Below are 20,640 nucleotides of genomic sequence, written 5' to 3' on the forward strand. Positions count from 1 at the left end.
ATGCACGGGAAACAAAATATTGATTTCTCAAAATACAAAATAATTCTTATTACCGCCAAATCATCTGTCCATCAGCGCTTTCAATTCTGTCTTTTCCTTTCCAGATGACAGGAAGGACTTCGGAAGCACTATTGGTTTCTAAACCAACATCGTGCTGCTTACCATCATTCGGAATAATTTTTAAGTCCCATAGGTATCCAAGTGTTCCCGTAGACCGATAATTGGTACCAATTAATAGGTATTTTCCATCCGGTGAGAATGCTGGCATCGATTCTTTAAAATTGCTTGAAGTGACCTGCTTGAGGTTATTTCCGTCTACATCCATGGTGTAGATATGGTTGCCGATGTTGAGTGCAAATTGTGTTCCCGCTTGGTTGACCGTCAGCTTGCCCCAGTCCTGATAGTTCATTTCCTTCACCAAGGCTCCTGAGTTATAAGGGGGAGCAATCTTTATGATATACTTTCCATGTGTCAAGACAATGTTATTTCCTGGTAGCCATAGCAAGGATGCGTTAATACCCAGCCGTTCACCATTAATGTCTACAATACGTGCGACAAATTCGCCGTTTCGCTTTAAAATGGTCACCCCGTCCTGAAAGTCATTTGACGTAACCAGGATTAAGCTGTTGTCGGGGGATAGGTAGCCTTTGCAGTAGGAGTTTCCAGCAGGGCTGTTATAAATAAATTCTTCGACGATGTTTCCGCTGTTCATAGCACTGATCGTAAACTTTACATCGTACTGGCCTAATGTGCTGGCATTTACAGCGGTTAATTTCCATTTTCCATCGCGTGAAATATCGAAATTATTCAGCTTTGAGTCGTCTGGTATAAAAGATCCACCGACGCCGTCGGGTAAGCTCATCTTCAGCACCCCTTCAGTCGCCCAGTCGTAATAAATCGTTCCCTTCAATGCAGCGGGGTAAGTGCTCGATCCGTTACCATTTTCCACACTGTCCTTTGAGCAAGAGCTGACAATCAATAAAGTAAATAGCTGTACGGCTATGCAAAATAACTTTTTCATCGTTCTTTTCTTTTGGTATAATCCAAAATTACACGGTTGATCATTTTAAATCAATCCACGAAAACTAGGGTTTTATTTAAAATACGCGTCAACTTATTTAGTGCAGGCGCATCATCATCGATTTTGGAGAAGCATTTTGTCATACGAAAAATACGAAAACGTTATAGTTAAAGAACGAAAACGTTGTAGTTAAATGTTGATAACTTCAAAGTATGATGTGTTGGAACGGATCGCTAAAGGTCGGAGGTGTCCCGCTAGGCACTTTTTTGACCGAAATGTTCGTTATTGAGACAAAGTCGCAATTTTTTGATACAATATCGTCCTGTTTTTCTAATTCCTAATCTTCACTTTTACAATTAAGATTCCTTGAATCAAGGAAGCCAATTATAAAATTACTGATTCATCTAAAGTGAGTATTTCTTTATGAGAAACAATTGTAAACTAAAACAAAATCTGTTTTATGGTTTTGCCACCAGCAAATGGCTACCCTGTTCCTGCCTGTGGTGTCTTGTCGCTTTATCGAGTCCTGCTGCGATAGTAAGGGCCAATGTACCCGTTTTAAAGGCCTTGGACAAGGCTATCCAAAATCGTGAGATTACAGGTAAAATTACAGATGATACCGGCCAGCCGCTAGCTGCCGTGACTGTCAATGTGGCTGGTAGCAACGTAAGCACCGCTTCAAAGGCGGATGGAACCTATACCATTACCATACCTGTCGCAAGCAAAACGTTAGTATTTACATTATTGGGATACAAGAGCAAGGAGGTCAACCTAACAGCAACTAACGTCGTCAATGTGGAGCTAACATCTACAACCGGCGAGTTGGATGAAGTGGTGGTGGTGGGCTACGGTACCATGCGCAAAAAAGACCTTACGGGCTCGGTGACACAAATCCATCCGGATCGCATTGCTAATGAAAACCCCAAAACTGTACAGGATATTTTGCGTGGCTCGGCAGGACTGAATATTGGCTATGATGCTTCGGCCAAAGGGGGCGGTTCTATAGAGGTAAGGGGTAAACGGTCGGTATACGATAGTAACAGCGGACACAACAACCCCTTGCTGGTGCTTGATGGGATGATTTTCTATGGTGAACTTTCTGAAATCAATCCTGATGACATTGAGCAGATTGATGTATTGAAGGACGCTTCCGCTGCAGCTATCTACGGCTCAAAAGCGGCCAGTGGCGTAATTATCATCAGCACGAAAAAAGGGAAGCAGGGCAAACCGACGATCAATATGACGATGAATGCTGGTGCAACACAGTTGAGTGAATACCGCAAAAGATTCAGCCCAGCGGCCTATTTGCAGCACCGTGAGGACTGGTATACCAAAAATACCTACGGCGTTAATCCCACGACGGGATTATATGAGGCTTATCAGACCCGGGATGCTAAGGGTAACCTGACGGTGCCTTATGGCTTTTATCTCAATCCGGAGCAGCTGCCGGGCTCGTTATCGCTCGATGCCTGGCGAGCACAATCGACCAATGAAAGTGGCGAGTCTGACCGGAGCATCTGGGGCCGCCGTTTGGGGCTGCAAGGAAATGCCCTGCAGAACTTTCTGGATGGAAAAACGGTCGACTGGGCCGATCATACCTTTCGTACTGGCTTTAACCAGGATTACAATGCTAGCATCAGCGGAGCAAGCGACCGGGTGAACTATTACCTGTCTATGGGCTACCTCAAAAATGAGGGCACTGTCGTGAGCGATACTTACAAGGCTGTGCGGGCCAATATGAAAATCAATGCAAAGGTGACCGACTGGCTGGAGCTGGGTGCAAACGTAAATTTCCAGGACCGCTCGGACGGGAATATTGATATCGATATGGATCAAATCCTACGCAACACCCCGTACGCAGATTATGCAGATGTCAACGGCAATCCGCTGCAATATCCGCTTAGCGAACAGTTCAGCCAGCGGGGGTACAATTATGATTTTCAGAAGAAATACCTGGAGCTGGATAAAGGATATACGGTTTTTAACTCTATTTTCAACGCTAAAATTAAACTGCCCTTTAATATCACGTATTCATTTAATGCCTCGCCGCGCTTGCAGTATTTCCATGACCGTTACTTTATGTCGGCCGAACTACCGGGTTCTAATCCGGCCGATCGTGGTGCAAACCGCGAGCAGACCAAGCGCTTCGACTGGTCGCTCAATAACACCATCAGCTGGGAACAGACTTTTGTGGATAAGCATCGCCTGATGGTAACTTTGGTGCAAGAAGCAGAAGAACAGCAGTCCTGGAAAGATCGCATTGAAGCGCGCAATATTTTGCCTTCGGATGCGCTGGGCTTTCACAACACCAAAAATGGATCAAAGGAAAACAGCAGCTTTGATAGCTACGATACCCATCAGACAGCGGATGCCTTATTGGCCCGTTTATTTTATGCCTACGATGACCGCTATATGCTCACGACGTCTATCCGACGGGATGGTTATTCAGCTTTCGGTACTTCCAACCCCTATGCGACTTTTCCTTCTGTAGCCTTAGCCTGGAACTTTACCAAAGAAAAATTCTTTGACTGGGGGAATGTAATGGATTACGGTAAGTTGCGCGTTTCATACGGTAAAAATGGAAACCGGCAACTGGCCGATCCGAATCTAGCGTTGGCCAACCTGTATTCGGGCAGTGGCAAGATGCATGGCTACCTCAACTCGGCCGGTGAACTGGTTCAATACCGCTACCTGATGGTGGATCGGCTGGCCAATCCAAACCTGCAGTGGGAAAAGACCACAGCCTGGAATTTTGGTCTGGACTTCGGATTTTTAAAAAATCGCATCTCAGGAACACTGGAATACTACCTGATGCAAACCCACGACATGATCATGGAGCAAAAGCTACCCAATTTTACGGGATTTGGAAGTATCACCACCAACCTGGGGCAGGTGGACAACAAAGGAATTGAACTGACCTTAAACACCGTCAACCTGAAGAAAGAAAAATTACAATGGTCGACCTCCTTCAGTTTTGCCTACAATAAAAATCAGATCGTGCATCTTTACAAGAACTACCAAGATGTGCTGGACGCCAATGGAAATGTGACCGGCCGTAAGGAAATGGATGAAATTTCGAACAATTGGTTTATCGGACAGCCCATTGGTGCCATCTGGAATTATCAGGTGACGGGGATCTGGCAGGCCAATGAGGCGGCCGAGGCGGCTAAATATGGGCAGGCGCCTGGTGATCCCAAAGTAGCCAATGTGTATACCGCAGATGATGTTGTGAACGGCGATATCACAAAACCTGTATATAATAATAATGACAAGGTTTTTTTAGGGCAGACGGACCCACGTTTCCGTTGGTCGATGCGCAACGAGTTTATCCTGTGGAATGACCTTAGTTTTTCTTTTAATATCTATTCGGCGATGGGGCACAAAAGTTTGTCGGGCAATTACCTGAATAACGATGATGACGGCGGACGTATGGCTTATGGACTGGCTAATCTACCCGCAAAGGAATATTGGACACCGGACAATCCGACCGATCGCTATGGCCGTATTGAGGCTAAGGGACCGATCGGTGCAGAGAGTGCAGCGCAGCTATACGACCGCTCGTTTATCCGGCTCGACAACATCTCGGTAGGCTATACATTGCCAAGACATCTGACCTCCAAATATAACCTCAACCGGGTGAAGCTGTATGGTACGGTGCGGAATGTGGCAACCTGGACGAATGACTGGGAATACGGCGATCCAGAGACAGGATCCTGGGCCTCAAGGGTATTTACCTTCGGTGTGAATTTATCTTTATAACCTGATTAATTGTGATGTACATGAACAATATACGAAACAAATCCAGAAACCTGGGCAAGGGTATAGCCTTTTTGCTTGCCAGTACACTAGCGATAAGCAGCTGCTCGAAAGAATTTTTGCAGCCCGACCCGCTGTCAATTTATTTACCAAATGAAACGTTTAATACCGAGTCAGGTTTACTTTCAGCAATGGCTATCTGCGACCGCCATCTTAAGGGGTATTGGGCCACAGATCATAACGAGATGCTGACCCTGGGTACAGAGTACATCTTTTCTGAACTAATGGTGGCCAGCAATACGGACAAACGCAGCATGATGGCGGATGTGGCCAATATGCTGACACCGACCAGTGACAACTCCAGCTTACAGAATCTCGACCGATCTAACAGCCTATGGTATCTATGGCAGGAAACGTATAAAGGGATCAGTTATGCCAATACCATTATCAAGTACGTGGATCAGGTTCAGACCCTGAGCGAGCAAGATCGGAATGCTTATAAAGGACGGGCTTATTTCCATAGGGCTTTCCGCTATATGGCATTGGTGTTTGAGTATGGCGATGTTCCTTTGGTGACGACAATCATCGATGTGCCCAAACAGAATTACCGAAGTACCAAGCGCGATGCCATTTTGCAGATGATAACCAAGGACATGGAATTTGCTGTCCAATGGGTACCGGATCAGAAAAATATGAGCCTGATCGGTATGATCAACAAAGGGGCCTGCCGCATGTTGCTGGCAAAATGTTATCTGGCCATAGGGGAGTACCAAAAGGCCAGAGAGCAAACCGATATCCTGATTGACCAGTCGGGCTATGCTTTGATGACTGAAAGCTTCGGTACATTTAATGATGGCGGGGAAGGGCAGACCTGGCCTATTACGCGTAATGTGATCTGGGATATGCACCGCCCTGAAAATAAATTGATCGCGAGCAACCGCGAGGTGATCATGGGAATGCCCAACCGGGGTGCCGATGCGGAGTCTTTTGTGAAAATGCTCACCATGCGGATCTTATATCCCTTTGTCTTCGACTCGCGGATACAAACGACCGATGGGAAACAGGCTTTGCTGAATATCAAACGCAACAGTGGGGATTACAATGCAAAATATGATTACATGCGGGCCTTTGGTCGCGGTATTGGAACTTTTCGACCCACTTCTTTCCAGTCCCAGGGGGTATGGGCGGTCAACGGAAAGCAAGATGAGGGCGACCTGCGCCACAGTTCGAAGGTAGGAAACTGGGTACGCATGGAAGATTACAAGATCAACAATAAAGCTTCCAAAGATTTTGGTAAACCACTTTTACTTAACGATCCAGCGACAGGGAAACTCCTTTGTAGCGATACCATCCGTCGCTGGTACGATGTGCCCCATTATAAATTTTTTCTGGATGACCCAGTAAGCGAGGCCAATATCAGCGGTTCGGACGGTTCGCGGGGGGCTACCAACGGTAGCATTGCAGATTGGTACCTCTATCGCCTGGCAGAAGCCTATCTCTTGCGCGCCGAAGCCAAGTATTATATCAATCCGTCTGATGGAACTATTAAAGATGACTTAAATGCCATACGTAAGCGGGCAAAATGTAGGCAGCTCTATGATGGGCCAGTGACCATTGGAGATATTATGAATGAAAGGGCTCGCGAGCTCTACTGGGAGGAATGGCGTAATGTGGAATTGAAACGGGTATCGCTTTGCCTGGCACGTAGCGGTAAACCGGATGAATGGGGAAATGTATATAATCTGGATAATTTTGATAAACAAAGTGGCACAGATGCCAGTGGCGGTAGCTACTGGTATCAACGCATTGTGCATTATAGCTTATACAACAAAGGCATCATTCATGTCAATGCAACAGGCCTAAGTGATATTAACTATACCATGGATAAAAAGAATATGTATTGGCCAATCCCCAATGTAGCGATCACTTCGAATATTAAAGGACAGTTAAAGCAAAACTATGGCTACGATGGTTACAATCCGGCTACGCCAGTATGGGATCAATGGGAGGATGCTGTTGCGGATGAATCTAAAGTGGAATAGCACCCAGAGGGCCCAAGACGTTTGTGCATTAGCGCAATAAGTTGGGAATTTTTTAATACTTATTTGATAATTAACATCATTTTATATGTACATAAAACTCATTCATATGATAAAGAAGACCCTTTTATTTTTATTGATCCTTCCAGTTCAACTGCTAATCGCACAGTCGAATCTGGTAAATTTTCCGGCCGAGGCAGATCCAATGGAGGTCGGACATCGCATCGCGCATCGTTTTATCGCGGGCAAACATATGCTACATGCCGGTAAATGGATCAGCTATCCGGAGACCTTTTATTGGACCGGTGCAATTAACTATGCGCATGTAACAAATGATGCAAAGTTGATGCAAGCAATGAAAGATCGATTTTCCAAACTCGTATCGAGCGAGCCACAGTTGCTGCCACCGAAAAATCATGTAGACTTAAATATGTTTGGAAGTCTGCCTTTGCGTCTCTACCAACTGACTAAGGAGGGAAGTTATCTCGACTTGGGCTTGCCCTACGCGGACACGCAATGGCAGGTACCAGAAAATGCGGGGCAGGAGGCTAAAAACTGGGCTCAGCAGGGATACTCCTGGCAGACCCGGATGTGGATTGACGATATGTACATGATTACGATTGTACAGACGGCTGCCTTTAAAGCAACGGGTGAGTCAAAATATCTCGATCGCGCGGCGAAAGAAATGGTGCTTTATTTAGATAAATTACAACGCCCCAACGGATTGTTTTACCATGCACCTGATGTTCCTTACTATTGGGGACGTGGTAATGGCTGGATGGCCGCGGGTATGACCGAATTGCTGCGCATGCTTCCGAAAGACCATGCTGACCGGCCCCGTATTTTGAAGGGCTATCTTACCATGATGGAGAGCTTGAAAAAAGAGCAGCGCAAAAGTGGCATGTGGAATCAGCTGATTGATGAAGCTGACTGTTGGGCAGAAACTTCGGGCTCGGCAATGTTTGCTTATGCGATCATAACCGGGGTAAAGCATGGATGGCTAAAGGAAAAGCAATATGGTCCCGTTGCCCGAAGAGCTTGGCTGGCGCTTGTAAAATATGTTGACGGGCAAGGAGCTGTATCGGAAATCTGCGTGGGTACCAACAAAAAGAACGATAAACAGTATTATTACGATCGTCCTAGACATACTGGCGATTATCATGGGCAGGCGGCCTATATGTGGTGTATCAATGCGCTACTGGAAACCAACGACAATTTGTCGTTATACTAAAGTTTCGGTATTTTTGAACCACACGCTATCCATTGTGGACAGCATAAAGTGTAAGCTGACGGCAACTTGGTTGCCGTCAGCTTTTCTTAAATGTCTACTCATATACGTATGTTTCAAAAGAAAAATATCATCACGATACAACATCCGGAATCCGTGCATCATACGAACGGCATGATTGGTTCTTGGAATGATTGGCCATTGACGGAAAAAGGGATCCAACAAGCGGAAAATATCGCTGCTAATTTAAAGTCGGAATTTCTGGATACGAAGTTTTCTGTGTATACCTCACCGCTCAGCAGAACATCACAGACCGCCGATATCATTGGAAAACAATTTAATGTCGTTCCCCAATCGGCAACCGCGCTAAAAGAACGTTACCTTGGACGAGCGGTGGGGCAATCGGTTCAATGGCTTAAAGACAATATCGAGGCGGAAGAACGATCAATCTACGACAAATGTTTTAGTGATGCAGAATCCAGATTTGACGTCTGGCAAAGGATGATTCCCTTTTATGAAACGATAATATCTGGTAATGAAGAGAATATCATCCTTGTTTCGCACGGAGATAGCTTAAGTATCTTCAATGTCATGTGGCTTGGATTGCCGGTGGAAAGTCTTCAAACAATGGATTTATACGGTGTAAGTGGAGGGGTTTCCTTTCTTTACCATACAGCAGCCGGAAAAAGGGTGATTAGGATGATGAGCGATACTTCGTATTATAAAAACAAAGCGATATGAAGGGGCCATCTCCTGAAAACATCAAAGCGGTATTTGATACTTATTATTCCGTCGACATTAAATTTTGGGTTGAATTTGCAAAAGTGGTGCAACGTCGGAGTTTTGCGAAAAATGAAATCGTGAAGGCATACGATAAGACCGAAAAGTTTATCAACATCCTAGTTTCAGGTTCGGTAGGACATTTTGTGCCTTATCAGCATAAAGACATCTGTATCAATCTATATTATGAAAACCAGCTATTCAGCGATTACCTTTCTTTTATTTCACAGAGACCGACTGTCATCAAAACGGAATGCCTCGAAGATACAGAACTTTGGTCGGTAAGCCATCAGAATTTACAGGAGCTCTATGCAAAGTCCGACCGATCACTTCTTATCGGGAAAGCGATTTCGGATATCATGTTTACAGCTAAGCAATCTGAGCAAATTAATTTGCTGACTTTGTCGCCCACCGAACGATACCAGAAACTGATTACAGAACGACCCTATATCTTTCAGCGTACACCGCTTAAAATTATCGCTTCTTATCTGGGTATAGCACCGGAGAGCCTGAGCAGAATTAGAAAAAAGATTTCTTAACTTTCGTCAAGTGTTTTTTGTTTCAATGCAGTTATTTTTGGGCATTGCAAAAAAGCTATACAAACAGGATGAAAAGAAAAATCAATTATTGGGCCGTTATTGTTTATTATATTATTGCCATCGCATGCCGCTATTTGACCAACAAAACTGAATTACTACATGCCATCGACAATCCGTATTTAAAATCTATCCTAACGGGAATGGGGCCTGCGCTTGGAGCTGGGATTGTGTTTGTGACTTTCAAGATAAAGCCCATACTATCACTCAAAGGAAACTATAAGAGTCTCCTTTTTCCGATTACGTTATATTGGATATTTCCGGTAGTTTTGATCAGCACGATGTCTTATTTTTTAAAAGGTACTATTCCATATTTAACTGTTTTTACTGTGCTTATCTACGGTCTGCTGGAAGAAATTGGATGGCGGGGCTTTCTCTATCAGGAGTTTAAAGCATTAAAGCCTATCTACAACATAGTGCTGCTGTCATTACTATGGTTTTTATGGCATCTCAATTTTGATTTTACGCCGGTTCAGTTCTCATTTTTCGCCATTTTGGTGTTGGGAAGCTGGGGAATAGGTAAAGTCGCCGATGCAACGGGGTCACTTGTTGCTGTTAGTGCATTTCATTCCCTTAATAATTTCTTTCCCAGTATAAATTCTAAAAGTGGCGCAATGTTGGGTATCCTTCTACTTGTTTGGGTGATTGCTTTGGTGCTCCGAAAAAAGATGAAACTGGCGACATCAGTGTAGAACGCCAACTGATATGTTTCAGTTGGCGTTGACTGTAAAGGACTTTAGCGCTTCTTATTTGGAAATCTTGCTAAAATCGAAAGGAATCTGTAGGCTGTCGCCTGCGACATTTGCTTTCAATTTCTCACCGTCCCGCCAGTAAGAAATCTTTTTTGGGAAGGGAAGCGAGTCATTATTGCATTCGAACAGGCCATCTTTCATCATGGTCATGGTAAATGCGATAAAATCTTTCTCATCAGGCGTTTTAACCCTTAAATTCCAGTTACCATCAGATTTTAGCAACTGCATGGTTTCCTGATGAATGGTATCCATGTTTTGCAATGTAAATGCAAAGCCTACATATTCAGAATCGGTCAGTTTCTTCCAATATTCAAAGGTCTTTTTATCTTTGGCTTCGTTGGTGCGCTGCCATTCTCCTACAAGCCAATCGAAATTTTCGGACGGCTCACTTTGACTTCCCACGCACTGTATGAACAGCGGAAGAAACGATAATAATACCCATACCCTGGTTAATTTTAACATGTGATATTCGGTTTTTAAAGGTTTGTCGACTAGTCGATCGTAAAATATGTATGAAATGCCAAGTTGAATGACCGTATGCCCATATCACATTAAATTTAATAAAAAATTAGCAGTCCTGAAAGTAGTTGATAATTAAACTGTTAATTTAGCTTAATGTTTGTTAAATCTCTGCTATTTTATGCTAAAAGCTATAGATAATTCGTTATTTAGGTATAAATGGAAGCATGATGATTTCTGATTTTATAAAAAATAAGCATCTGGCCAATCGAGCGGGATTTGGAATGAGCCTTCAGCAGATTACGGATTTTGAACAGCAATCTCCCAAAGCAATATGGAATGTATATGCGCAGGCGCGTCCATTCCACCCGATCAGTTTCAGTTCGGAGCAGCGGGCGGTTGACTATACGACTCAATCTCAATTGAATGCTTCAGATAAAAAGCTGGTACAGCAGCTCAACCGGAAGCGTAATATTGAAATCAATCTTAATTTTCTTGAGGCAATGGTGCATGGTGAGGACCAGCTCAGGGAGAAAATGGCTTTTTTTTGGCATGGTCATTTTGCGAGTAGGGTTATCAATGCTAATTTTAGTGCTCACCTCCTTAATGAAATCAGAAAGCATGCGCTAGGAAATTTTCGCGACCTGCTATTTGCCGTTTCTAAAGCCCCAGCTATGCTTAGCTTCCTCAACAACCAGCAAAACAAAAAGGGGCATCCGAACGAAAACTTCGCGCGGGAAGTGATGGAGCTCTTTACAATGGGACGAGGTAATTATACTGAATTGGATGTTAGAGAGGCTGCGCGCGCCTTTACAGGTTGGTCTTACGATAAGGATGGTCAATTCTTGGAGCGCAGAAAATTTCATGACATCGGAAGTAAAACATTTTTAGGAAAGACGGCAAATTTTGATGGAAATGATATTTTGGATAGTATATTGGAGCAGCCAGTTACAGCACGGTTTATTACGCGAAAGCTATACCGGTTTTTGGTCAACGAACAGGTGGATGAGGAAATTGTCTCTTTACTGAGCCGTAATTTCTATCATTCGGGATATGATATCAAGCAACTGGTCAACAGCATTTTTACGGCGGACTGGTTTTACGATTCCAAACATATCGGCAACAAAGTAAAGGCACCTATAGAACTTATGGCTGGTATTATGCGCATGTTACCTATGGAGATCGCGTACCCAGAAAACCTTATTATTTATCAGAAATTATTAGGACAGATGCTTTTGTATCCGCCGAACGTGTCGGGGTGGCCATCGGGAAAAGCATGGATAGACAGCTCTACCTTGTTACTCCGCATGCAGCTGCCGCAGATATGGAGCGGATTGCGGCCGCTCGACCTAGATGTCCATAATGACGATGACCTCGACATGGGGCTGAAACAATCAAGGGCGCTGGCAAAAGCCTATAAGAATCCAAAAATTTCCATTGACTGGTCCACTGTAGAAGTTACTTTTGGGGGGAGAGACCCTTTTCGTATTTTGTTGCAGGGGCAGATATCCTTTGAAAAAGCATTGCGGGATGAATATGACAGTAAAAACATTCGATTGGCGATTATTGAAGCCATGAGCATTCCCGAATATCAGCTTTGTTAACCGTTAGAACGACTACTATGATCCTTAAACGCAGGCAATTTCTCAAAGCGGGGGCACTCGCGTCGGCATCGCTACTGTTGCCTAATTTCTTAAAAGCCCTATCTTCGTCCACTGCGCTGGAAAATCGGAATAAGGTATTGGTGATATTGCAGCTCAGCGGAGGAAACGACGGGCTTAATACGATCATTCCGATCCGTAATGATATTTACTTTCGCGAACGGCAAACGATTGCCATCAATAATGCGCTGCGGCTCACGGATGAAGCGGGTATTCATCCAGCGTTGCCATTTTTTAAAGCACTTTTTGATCGCGGAGAGCTGGCTGTGCTTAATAATGTCGGTTATCCCGATCCGAACAAATCGCATTTTCGTAGTATGGATATCTGGCATAGTGCGAGCCGAAGTGATGAATACTTGGAGAGTGGCTGGATAGGGCGCTATCTTGATCAGGCCTGTTACGACTGCGACCATCCTACGCAAGCTTTGGAGGTGAATGATATGCTTAGCCTCGCGCTCAAAGGAAGGCGACAAAAAGCATTCGCATTTAAAGATCCCAAAAAGCTGTATCAGACCAGTCGTGAAGCGTATTTTAAAAAGCTGTATCGGGAACATCGGCATCAGCATGAAGACGAAACAGTTGCTTATCTGTACCAGACGCTGGGGGATACCCTCAACAATGCCGATTATATCTTTGAACAGAGTAAAGCCAGAAAGACTGCAGCAGCGTATCCTGACTCGGAGCTTGGAAAGGATCTGAAGACGGTGTCTTCGCTCATTAAATCGGATATCAATACGCAGGTTTATTATTTGCAGATCGGTAGTTTTGATACGCATATCAACCAAAATCAACGGCAGGAGAGCCTATTTCGCACGATCAATGATGCTGTAGAAGCTTTTGTAGCGGATTTAAAGCAAGATGGGCTTTTTCGGCATGTTATGCTCATGACCTTTTCTGAATTTGGTCGGCGGGTGGCACAGAACGCGAGCAATGGTACCGATCACGGTACAGCCAATCAGCTTTTCCTGCTCTCGGGCGGATTAAAAAAGCAAGGATTACTGAATGATTTGCCGGATCTGACCCAACTCAATGAGGGTGATCTCCAGTATGCCGAAGATTTTAGAAAGGTGTATGCTACTTTACTTAAAAGCTGGCTTGATGCGGATTCCGACAAAATATTAGGCTGGAAAAATGGGATTTATGATTTTATATGAAATCTACTCTGTATGAAACATAGTATGAAAAACCCTGATCTGAATAGCAGACCAGGGCTGTTTTAACAGGTAGCTTGACTTTTATTAAGCTTTGATAAATAAACCTGCAATGTTAAGTACAGCTTCTGCAGATAATGGTTCATCAAAAGATTGTGTAGCCGCATTTGTGGAGATCTTTCCAATGGAACTACTGAGTGCTGTAATATCAACACCTGCCTGCTTTACATTATCTTCACCAGCGTATACAGCGTCGACAACGGTACCGATACCAGAATCGTTTGCGCCAGTGATCCAAGGTTTTTGATTTGCTGCACCACCCCCGCGTGCACGACGCATCTGACGGATATGTGATGCATGCCTAGCTTCAACCGAGTGAATCTGCAATGCTGCAGTAAGGACAACCCGATTGCCAACTAAGATGCCTGCTTGGCCTTTATAAGCGCGTACACCGGTATCTTCAAACGCTTGTGCAACAGCTAAAAATGTGTCATAATCGCTAAAGACATTTCCAAAAGTGCCACCAGCCGTAAAATCAAATGTTGGCTTCGATACAGCCTTACTACCCAATACCTGTTTCAAAAAGTTGACATGGGCGACTTCATGATCCCGTATGGTCGTGATAGCACCAAGAGGCTTACCCGAAGGGATAAGTCCAGATTTCGCAACCCCCATCGTATAATATTCGGCTTCCAAATATTCGAGCGTGAGTGCATAATTGAGGACGCCATTGACATCTGTAGGGGCGGTTGCACCGTAAGCCTTTTTGAAAAGTTCACTGACAAAAAAAGGCAGCGCCGCTAAGGTTACTTTTTTACTCATGGAAGCTAGATTTTTAATAGCTTCGCGACGTGGGCTGATACGATCACTGAACTCAGGATCTACAGCATTTATTTGGTCAAAAACATTTAAAAGATTCATGATAATCTGTATTTAGGTGAATTAATAAGTGGGTAGATCCGATACATCAATTTTAGATTTGATAAAGGGTGCGGCGGCGCTCAATACGACACTGGGACTTTTTGCCACATCGAGTCCGTTGGAATCAACAACTTCCTGGTTGGCGAAACTGCCGTTATCGATCATATCCCTTACCCAAGCCGCATGGCGTGCCTCTACCGACACAATCTTTCCGGCTAACAACAGGTAATTAGGGTCTTTGATAAGCCACCCAGCACCATTATATGCGGATACCCCGAGATCTTCAAATGTTTTGGCAGTTGCCAGTACATTTTCACGGCTGCTAAAATTAATACTTGAAAGATTTAATTCAAGGCTGGAGATTGCTTTGGCACCCAGCGCAACTTTAAAAAATTCACGGTGGGCAATCTCGTGATCACGGATATCGGTAAAGAAGACTTTTTCCATATCGGTCATGCCTGAGTAGGGATTATTGACCAATTGAATGTAGAAGGCAGCTTCGAGCTGCTCCAGCGCATAGGCATAGTTGAGGATAGCGATATCGCCACTACCAAAATATAGGCCTTTTCCGCCGTTATCCATGTTGTCATCATGGTCTTTTTTACAGCTCGACAAACCGAGGATGGCCAGCGATGCTGCACTGGCGCCTGCAAACTTTAAAAAATCTCTTCTGCGGAGATCCTTTTTGTCTATATCACCATTGGGAGTCAATAGCGAATCGTTGTGGGGAGTTGTTATCTTTTCCATAACAAAAGTCTTTTAGTTTATAATATTTTTCTGTACTTATAATCATTTACGACTTTTTGGAACGCTTGGATTTCTAAATCCTAATTTTTTTTTATTTTTTTCAAAAAAAAACTGATGCAGACTTGCACCAGTTTTTTAATAAGCGGTTGAGTATTTCGTTTTACTTCTTGACGAGTAGGGGCAGATATTTCTCATAACCCTTGGCTTTCATCTCTTCTTTGGGGATAAATTGGAGCGATGCACTATTGATGCAATAGCGTAAACCGCCTTTGTCCGATGGACCATCGTCAAAAACATGGCCCAAATGAGCGTCTCCGGTTTTGCTGCGTACCTCTGTGCGGCGCATACCGTGGGAGTTATCAGCTAATTCTTCTACTAAGTCGGGATTGATCGGTTTGGAAAAGCTGGGCCATCCACAACCTGATTCAAATTTATCTGTCGAGACAAATAGTGGTTCACCAGTGGTAATATCCACGTAAATACCATCTCTAAACTCATCATTGTATGCGTTGTCAAAGGCACGTTCAGTTGCCTGATTCTGCGTTACATCGTATTGAAGTGGTGTAAGTTGCTTTTTAAGTGTGCTTCTATCTTTTTTGTGATAACTTTTCGGCGCAGTAGAATCCTTGGGGGCCGGGTTGGCTTTGCGCGCCAGATCGAACATCTCTGGAACAATATGGCAGTAGCCACCAGGATTTTTGTCTAGATACTTTTGATGGTACGCCTCCGCATCGTAGTAATTCTGTAAGGGCTCGAGTTCGACAACTATTTTTGCCGGATATTGCTTGTCCAGTTCGGCTAGGCTCTTCTTAATAACTGGAATAACTGATTTATCGGTATAGTAAATACCGGTACGGTATTGTGTTCCGATATCGTTTCCCTGTTTATTGAGGGAGGTGGGGTCTATTGTCTTTAAAAATAAATCCACGAGAAGCTTAAGTTCAACGATTTGTGGGTCATAAGTGACTTTGACGGTTTCAGCAAAGCCTGTCTTTCCGGTAGAAACCTGTTCATAGCTAGGATTCTTTAAATTACCATTGGCATAACCTACTTCCGTGGCCGTAACGCCGCGCACTTGTTTAAAAAAATGCTCGGTACCCCAGAAGCATCCACCGGCAAAATAAATAACCTGATCATGCTCGGCTATAGGGGCCGCCAATTGTTTCTCAATCTGTTTCGGTGGATCCGATTTCTGTGAAAACCCAAATTTGCTCAGCGTAAATAAGCCTAACCCTAGCAGTAGTAATAAAAATGCTTTTTTCATAGCGATTGTCCGTTCTTGTTTGATAATATACGATGTAAAGACCCACTTGGTTTTAATCAATTTAAACACTGAGGATCTCGACTCCATTATTGTTATGATAGGTTTAACTATGAATTTTCATAAAGGATTAAGGAAAAGTTTTAAATTGGAATTGTTTTTACTTGTAAAAGACAATCAATTCCCTTTTCTAGGTAAGCCAGTCCCGTCGTGCGTCACAACGTAGCTGCATCATCGTAGGCCATTTTTTAAAAATATTTATTTTTGTCTCTGACCAAATATTGACAACGCGAGATATCCTAAAGTTCCGGCAAGTAAGGAAGTCAGCAGAATGGCGAGCTTCGCTTCATTAATATGTAACAGATCGCTGAAGGATAAGATCGAAATAAATATAGACATTGTAAAGCCAATTCCGGCCAATAAGCCCACACCAAAGATATGTCTGAATGAGCTTCCTTCTGGGAGGCTACTGATGCCTAGTTTTGAACACACAAAAGTCATGATCAAAATTCCAAGGGGCTTACCAAGCAGTAAGCCTAGGCTAATACCCAATCCCATAGGTGCGACAAGTCCTGTAAGCATCTCGCTTTCAATGGTGATATTGGTGTTGGCAAATGCAAATAAGGGGATAATGATAAAATTTACAGGTTTCACAAGAGCATGTTCTAAACGCTCTAAAGGAGACTCAATGTCTGTATCATTTGTTGGGATTGTCATGGCGACCATAACACCTGCTATCGTTGCATGTATACCCGAATGATGGATGAAGTACCAGATGAATATGCCTGGGATCAGATACAAATAAGGATTTTGCACATTCACGCGATTCATGACAAAGAGGATAATCATACCGATGCCCGCATAAATTAAAAAAGTAGTTTCAATGCCGGACGAATAGAAAAAAGCAATTACTAAAATAGCGATCAGATCGTCAACGATAGCCAAAGCGGCTAAAAACACTTTTAAACTTGCAGGAATCCGGTTCCCTAATAGACTTATTACAGCCAATGCAAAAGCGATATCGGTTGCCATGGGAATACCCCAACCTCCGGCTGTTGCACGGCCTGTGTTGAATGCTATAAATATGAGCGCAGGAACTATGGCTCCTCCAATAGCACAAAGTATCGGTAGTGATGCCTGTTTAGGAGAGGAGAGTTCGCCTTCTACTATCTCGCGCTTGATCTCGAGTCCAACAAGTAGAAAAAATATTGCCATGAGGCCATCATTTATCCAAAGTAGAATGCTATACTTTAAATGCACTTTATCAGAATCGAAACCGACAGAAGTGTCCAAAAAAGATTGCAATGTGGGCCCTGCGGAAGTATTGGCTATAATAAGTGATATAATTACGCAAACAAATAGTAAAATACCACCGGCATTACTTGATTTGAAAAAATTTTTGAATACGGTAAGGTTAATCAATTGACTCATCGTGTTGTCTATTTTTTTTGGACCATAAGTCCAGATTGGGAAATTGAAATTTACTGCTGTCAAATACTGGGTCTATTTTGTCTTTCTGCTGCTCGCAATAATCTGCGTAGAGCGTAAGTACTTTTTTATGCAGCAGAAGTATGGCGATCAGATTAAGCCAGGCCATCAGTCCGACTCCAATATCGCCCAATGTCCAGGCAGATTTAGCTGTGCTGGTGCAGCCTACATAGGTCGATACTAAAATCAGTAGTCGCAAAATCCAGATGAGTAAGGTTTTATGTCGTTTTTTTTGACTAACAAAACTAATGTTGGTTTCAGCGATGTAATAGTAAGCCATGATAGTGGTAAACGCAAAGAAGGCAAGCGCTAATGCGACAAAGGCATTTCCGATCGTTGGGAAATGATGGGATACTGCTTGTTGTGTAAAAGCTGGTCCCATTTCTGTAGCCGGAAGGTGCTGTACAATAAATCCACCAGCTGGATTTTCGACATTATATTGGCCGGTAAAGAGGATCATTAAGGCTGTTGCTGTGCACACAAACATGGTATCAACATATACTGAAAATCCCTGTACGAGACCTTGCTTGATGGGGTGGGATACTTCGGCGGCGGCGGCGGCGTGTGGGGCGGTGCCCTGGCCGGCCTCATTGCTATAGATACCTCGTTTTACCCCCCAGGAAATTGCCATTCCTGCTATAGCACCAAATGTGGCTTCCATGTTTAAGGCAGATTTGACGATCAAAGAAATAACGGCAGGGATCTCTGTAAAGTTGAGCCCAATAATAACCAAAGCCATAAGGATATAGGCGCCAGCCATAAAGGGTACAACATATTCCGCGACGGTACTGATACGCTTTACCCCACCTATAATGATGATGGCAAGTAGGCCAACTATCGCCAAGCCCGTCACGCTGGGAGATAGGTGGAAAGCGGATTCTACTGCTGAACTGATGCTATTGCTCTGCACCCCGGGTAGTAAAAAACCAGTACTTATGATAGTGACGATTGCAAAAGCCCATGCGAAAGTTTTAGATTTGAGTCCTTTAAGAATGTAAAATGCCGGACCACCGCGATACTCACCATCGTTTACCTCTTTGTACATCTGGCCAAGGGTCGCTTCTACAATAGCTGAAGCACTGCCTAAAAATGCAATTACCCACATCCAAAAAATAGCCCCTGGACCACCCATGGCAATTGCTGTCGCCACACCTGCGATATTTCCAGTGCCCACACGTCCAGAAATAGCCAAAGAGAAAGCCTGAAAAGAGGAGATGCCCTTATCGGAACTACTGCCATTAAAAAGCAAACGGATCATTTCACGAACCTGCATGAGTTGAGGACAGCGAAAGCGCACCGTAAAGTATATACCTGTAAGCAGACACAGGTAGACAAGCGCATCACTCCAAATAATATTATAAATTGTATTGATCAAATCTTCCATCTTGTAAAATTGAACTCTTAGGTCGGCTAAAAGTAGGTAAAACGAGTCAAGACTATCTGAAATATTGAATAGATTTTGTTTATTTTTTATGTGAGTGTATATATGTGTTATTTATATATATGTGTTATCCTATTCATATCAACTATTTTTATGCTTTAATTTTATAACATTGCTAATGTATGTTGGATAATTTACTATCACCTGGCTGGTGAATTTCTTCCACAAAGCTAATTCGAGCTTTTTAAGTTCGCTTTGGAGCTGCATTTTCTCATGAATGACGGTATAGCATCTGTTGCTTAATTCTTGTTGGACAAATTGTTCGACTTTATGGTGCTGTTTTGTGGGATATCGGCTACAAATTCAATTTTATTTGAAATTAACTCCGGCTGCAGTACTTTTTTAGAAACAATCGTGCTACTTAGTTGTTAAAAATAACATCCACTTTCTTTTTTGGTATTTAATCAATATTAGATTATATTGAAAATTCAGTATTACATTTTTTAAATACAAGCACTATGAATGATTTAGAATTGAACGACGTACAGGCACATTGGAATAACTTTGTTGCTTCTGCAATTGCCTGGGCGCCACGTATTATTACAGCCATGATCTCAGCGTTACTGATATATTTAATTGGATCTTGGATTATTCGTTTGTTGAAGCGTATGATCGACAAGGCTTTCGAACGCCGGAAGATGGACGTTTCTTTGCAGCGTTTTCTTAGTAATTTAATTGGATGGATTTTAAATATATTACTATTTATTGTTGTCGTTACACAACTGGGAGTTCAAACTTCAGCATTTGTTGCTATTATTGGTGCTGCGGGTTTGGCTATCGGTTTGGCGCTGCAGGGTTCTTTATCTAATTTTGCGGGCGGAATATTGATTTTGCTGCTGAAGCCCTTTCGTGTGGGCGATTATATAAGCTCAAGCGCAAATGTTTCAGGGACTGTGATTGAAATTGATATTTTCAATACAAAATTAAATACACCGCAAAATCAGCAGCTTGTCGTTCCTAATGGCATGCTATCGAACAGTAGTATTACTAATTACACCGTTTTGGGTACACGCCGAACGTGGTTTGACATCGGTGTATCTTACAGTGCTGACTTAAAACAAGCTAAACAGATACTATTGGAGGTTGTTCAAAATAATGAGTATGCGTTCAAAGACCCTGCGCCGCAGGTTGTGGTCAATGAGTTGGGAGATAGCGCAATCACGCTATCTGTGCGCGCAACCACTTCAAATGAAAACTTCTGGACGATGCAGGAGCAATTGATTATTAACTGCAAAGAAGCTTTGGATCAGGCTGGTATTGAGATTCCCTTTCCGCAACGCGATATTCATATCCGTAGCAATGCCTAATGTAGCGTATATATTGGTGTCAAGACGACTGT

The 20,640-nt window shown here is 43.3% G+C and carries 16 protein-coding genes and 1 pseudogene; 9 read left to right on the forward strand and 8 right to left on the reverse strand.

Features of this window, described 5'->3' with window-relative positions; all coding sequences use genetic code 11:
• Positions 1–49: 49 nt before the first annotated feature.
• Positions 50–1,021 (reverse strand): TolB family protein, encoded by a 972-nt coding sequence (locus tag B2107_RS01640; RefSeq protein ID WP_293952542.1) that lies wholly within the window; start codon positions 1,019–1,021, stop codon positions 50–52.
• Positions 1,022–1,444: 423 nt separating this feature from the next.
• Here B2107_RS01640 and B2107_RS01645 point away from each other — a divergent pair, with 423 nt between their 5' ends.
• The 6 genes from B2107_RS01645 (at position 1,445) to B2107_RS01670 (ending at position 10,112) form a co-directional block, all read left to right on the forward strand.
• Positions 1,445–4,780 (forward strand): SusC/RagA family TonB-linked outer membrane protein, encoded by a 3,336-nt coding sequence (locus B2107_RS01645; RefSeq protein WP_293952544.1) that lies wholly within the window; start codon positions 1,445–1,447, stop codon positions 4,778–4,780.
• Between the two features lie 20 nt (positions 4,781–4,800).
• Positions 4,801–6,819 (forward strand): RagB/SusD family nutrient uptake outer membrane protein, encoded by a 2,019-nt coding sequence (locus B2107_RS01650; protein ID WP_293952546.1) that lies wholly within the window; start codon positions 4,801–4,803, stop codon positions 6,817–6,819.
• Between the two features lie 106 nt (positions 6,820–6,925).
• Complete coding sequence (locus tag B2107_RS01655) at positions 6,926–8,047, forward strand: glycoside hydrolase family 88/105 protein (RefSeq protein ID WP_293952548.1); 1,122 nt, start codon at positions 6,926–6,928, stop codon at positions 8,045–8,047.
• Between the two features lie 108 nt (positions 8,048–8,155).
• A complete protein-coding gene (locus tag B2107_RS01660) occupies positions 8,156–8,785 on the forward strand; it encodes a histidine phosphatase family protein (RefSeq protein WP_293952550.1) in 630 nt (209 codons plus the stop codon).
• Positions 8,782–9,363 (forward strand): Crp/Fnr family transcriptional regulator, encoded by a 582-nt coding sequence (locus B2107_RS01665; protein ID WP_293952552.1) that lies wholly within the window; start codon positions 8,782–8,784, stop codon positions 9,361–9,363. The genes B2107_RS01660 and B2107_RS01665 overlap by 4 nt, the downstream gene beginning before the upstream one ends.
• Positions 9,364–9,431: 68 nt before the next feature.
• Positions 9,432–10,112 (forward strand): CPBP family intramembrane glutamic endopeptidase, encoded by a 681-nt coding sequence (locus tag B2107_RS01670; protein WP_293952554.1) that lies wholly within the window; start codon positions 9,432–9,434, stop codon positions 10,110–10,112.
• Between the two features lie 54 nt (positions 10,113–10,166).
• Here the strand turns inward: B2107_RS01670 and B2107_RS01675 are convergent, their stop codons facing one another.
• Positions 10,167–10,634 carry a DUF6265 family protein gene (locus tag B2107_RS01675; RefSeq protein WP_293952556.1) on the reverse strand — a complete coding sequence of 156 codons (468 nt, stop codon included), beginning with the start codon at positions 10,632–10,634 and terminating at the stop codon, positions 10,167–10,169.
• Positions 10,635–10,858: 224 nt separating this feature from the next.
• Here B2107_RS01675 and B2107_RS01680 point away from each other — a divergent pair, with 224 nt between their 5' ends.
• Together B2107_RS01680 and B2107_RS01685 are read left to right on the forward strand one after the other, a co-directional pair.
• A complete protein-coding gene (locus tag B2107_RS01680) occupies positions 10,859–12,235 on the forward strand; it encodes a DUF1800 domain-containing protein (protein WP_293952558.1) in 1,377 nt (458 codons plus the stop codon).
• Positions 12,236–12,252: 17 nt separating this feature from the next.
• Positions 12,253–13,446 (forward strand): DUF1501 domain-containing protein, encoded by a 1,194-nt coding sequence (locus B2107_RS01685; protein WP_293952560.1) that lies wholly within the window; start codon positions 12,253–12,255, stop codon positions 13,444–13,446.
• A gap of 84 nt (positions 13,447–13,530) precedes the next feature.
• On the opposite strand, the gene B2107_RS01690 is transcribed toward B2107_RS01685, so the two are convergent.
• From B2107_RS01690 to B2107_RS01710, 6 genes and pseudogenes are all read right to left on the reverse strand, one after another.
• Positions 13,531–14,364, reverse strand: a complete 834-nt coding sequence (locus B2107_RS01690) for a ferritin-like domain-containing protein (protein WP_293952562.1) — start codon at positions 14,362–14,364, stop codon at positions 13,531–13,533.
• A gap of 21 nt (positions 14,365–14,385) precedes the next feature.
• On the reverse strand, positions 14,386–15,111 hold the full coding sequence (locus B2107_RS01695; RefSeq protein ID WP_293952564.1) for a ferritin-like domain-containing protein: 726 nt from the start codon (positions 15,109–15,111) through the stop codon (positions 14,386–14,388).
• A 160-nt stretch (positions 15,112–15,271) separates the two neighbouring features.
• Positions 15,272–15,775, reverse strand: a complete 504-nt coding sequence (gene msrB / locus B2107_RS21825) for a peptide-methionine (R)-S-oxide reductase MsrB (RefSeq protein ID WP_349682260.1) — start codon at positions 15,773–15,775, stop codon at positions 15,272–15,274.
• Between the two features lie 24 nt (positions 15,776–15,799).
• Positions 15,800–16,462, reverse strand: a pseudogene (gene msrA, locus B2107_RS21830) (peptide-methionine (S)-S-oxide reductase MsrA); the annotation flags it as partial.
• Positions 16,463–16,630: 168 nt separating this feature from the next.
• Entirely contained in the window at positions 16,631–17,803 is a 1,173-nt protein-coding gene (nhaA, locus tag B2107_RS01705) for a Na+/H+ antiporter NhaA (RefSeq protein ID WP_293952568.1), read from the reverse strand.
• On the reverse strand, positions 17,787–19,244 hold the full coding sequence (locus B2107_RS01710) for an alanine/glycine:cation symporter family protein (protein ID WP_293952570.1): 1,458 nt from the start codon (positions 19,242–19,244) through the stop codon (positions 17,787–17,789). The genes nhaA and B2107_RS01710 overlap by 17 nt, the downstream gene beginning before the upstream one ends.
• A 515-nt stretch (positions 19,245–19,759) precedes the next feature.
• Here B2107_RS01710 and B2107_RS01715 point away from each other — a divergent pair.
• Entirely contained in the window at positions 19,760–20,608 is an 849-nt protein-coding gene (locus tag B2107_RS01715) for a mechanosensitive ion channel family protein (RefSeq protein ID WP_293952572.1), read from the forward strand.
• Positions 20,609–20,640 lie beyond the last annotated feature (32 nt).

This window comes from Sphingobacterium sp. UBA7855 (assembly GCA_002500745.1).
Taxonomy (GTDB): domain Bacteria; phylum Bacteroidota; class Bacteroidia; order Sphingobacteriales; family Sphingobacteriaceae; genus Sphingobacterium.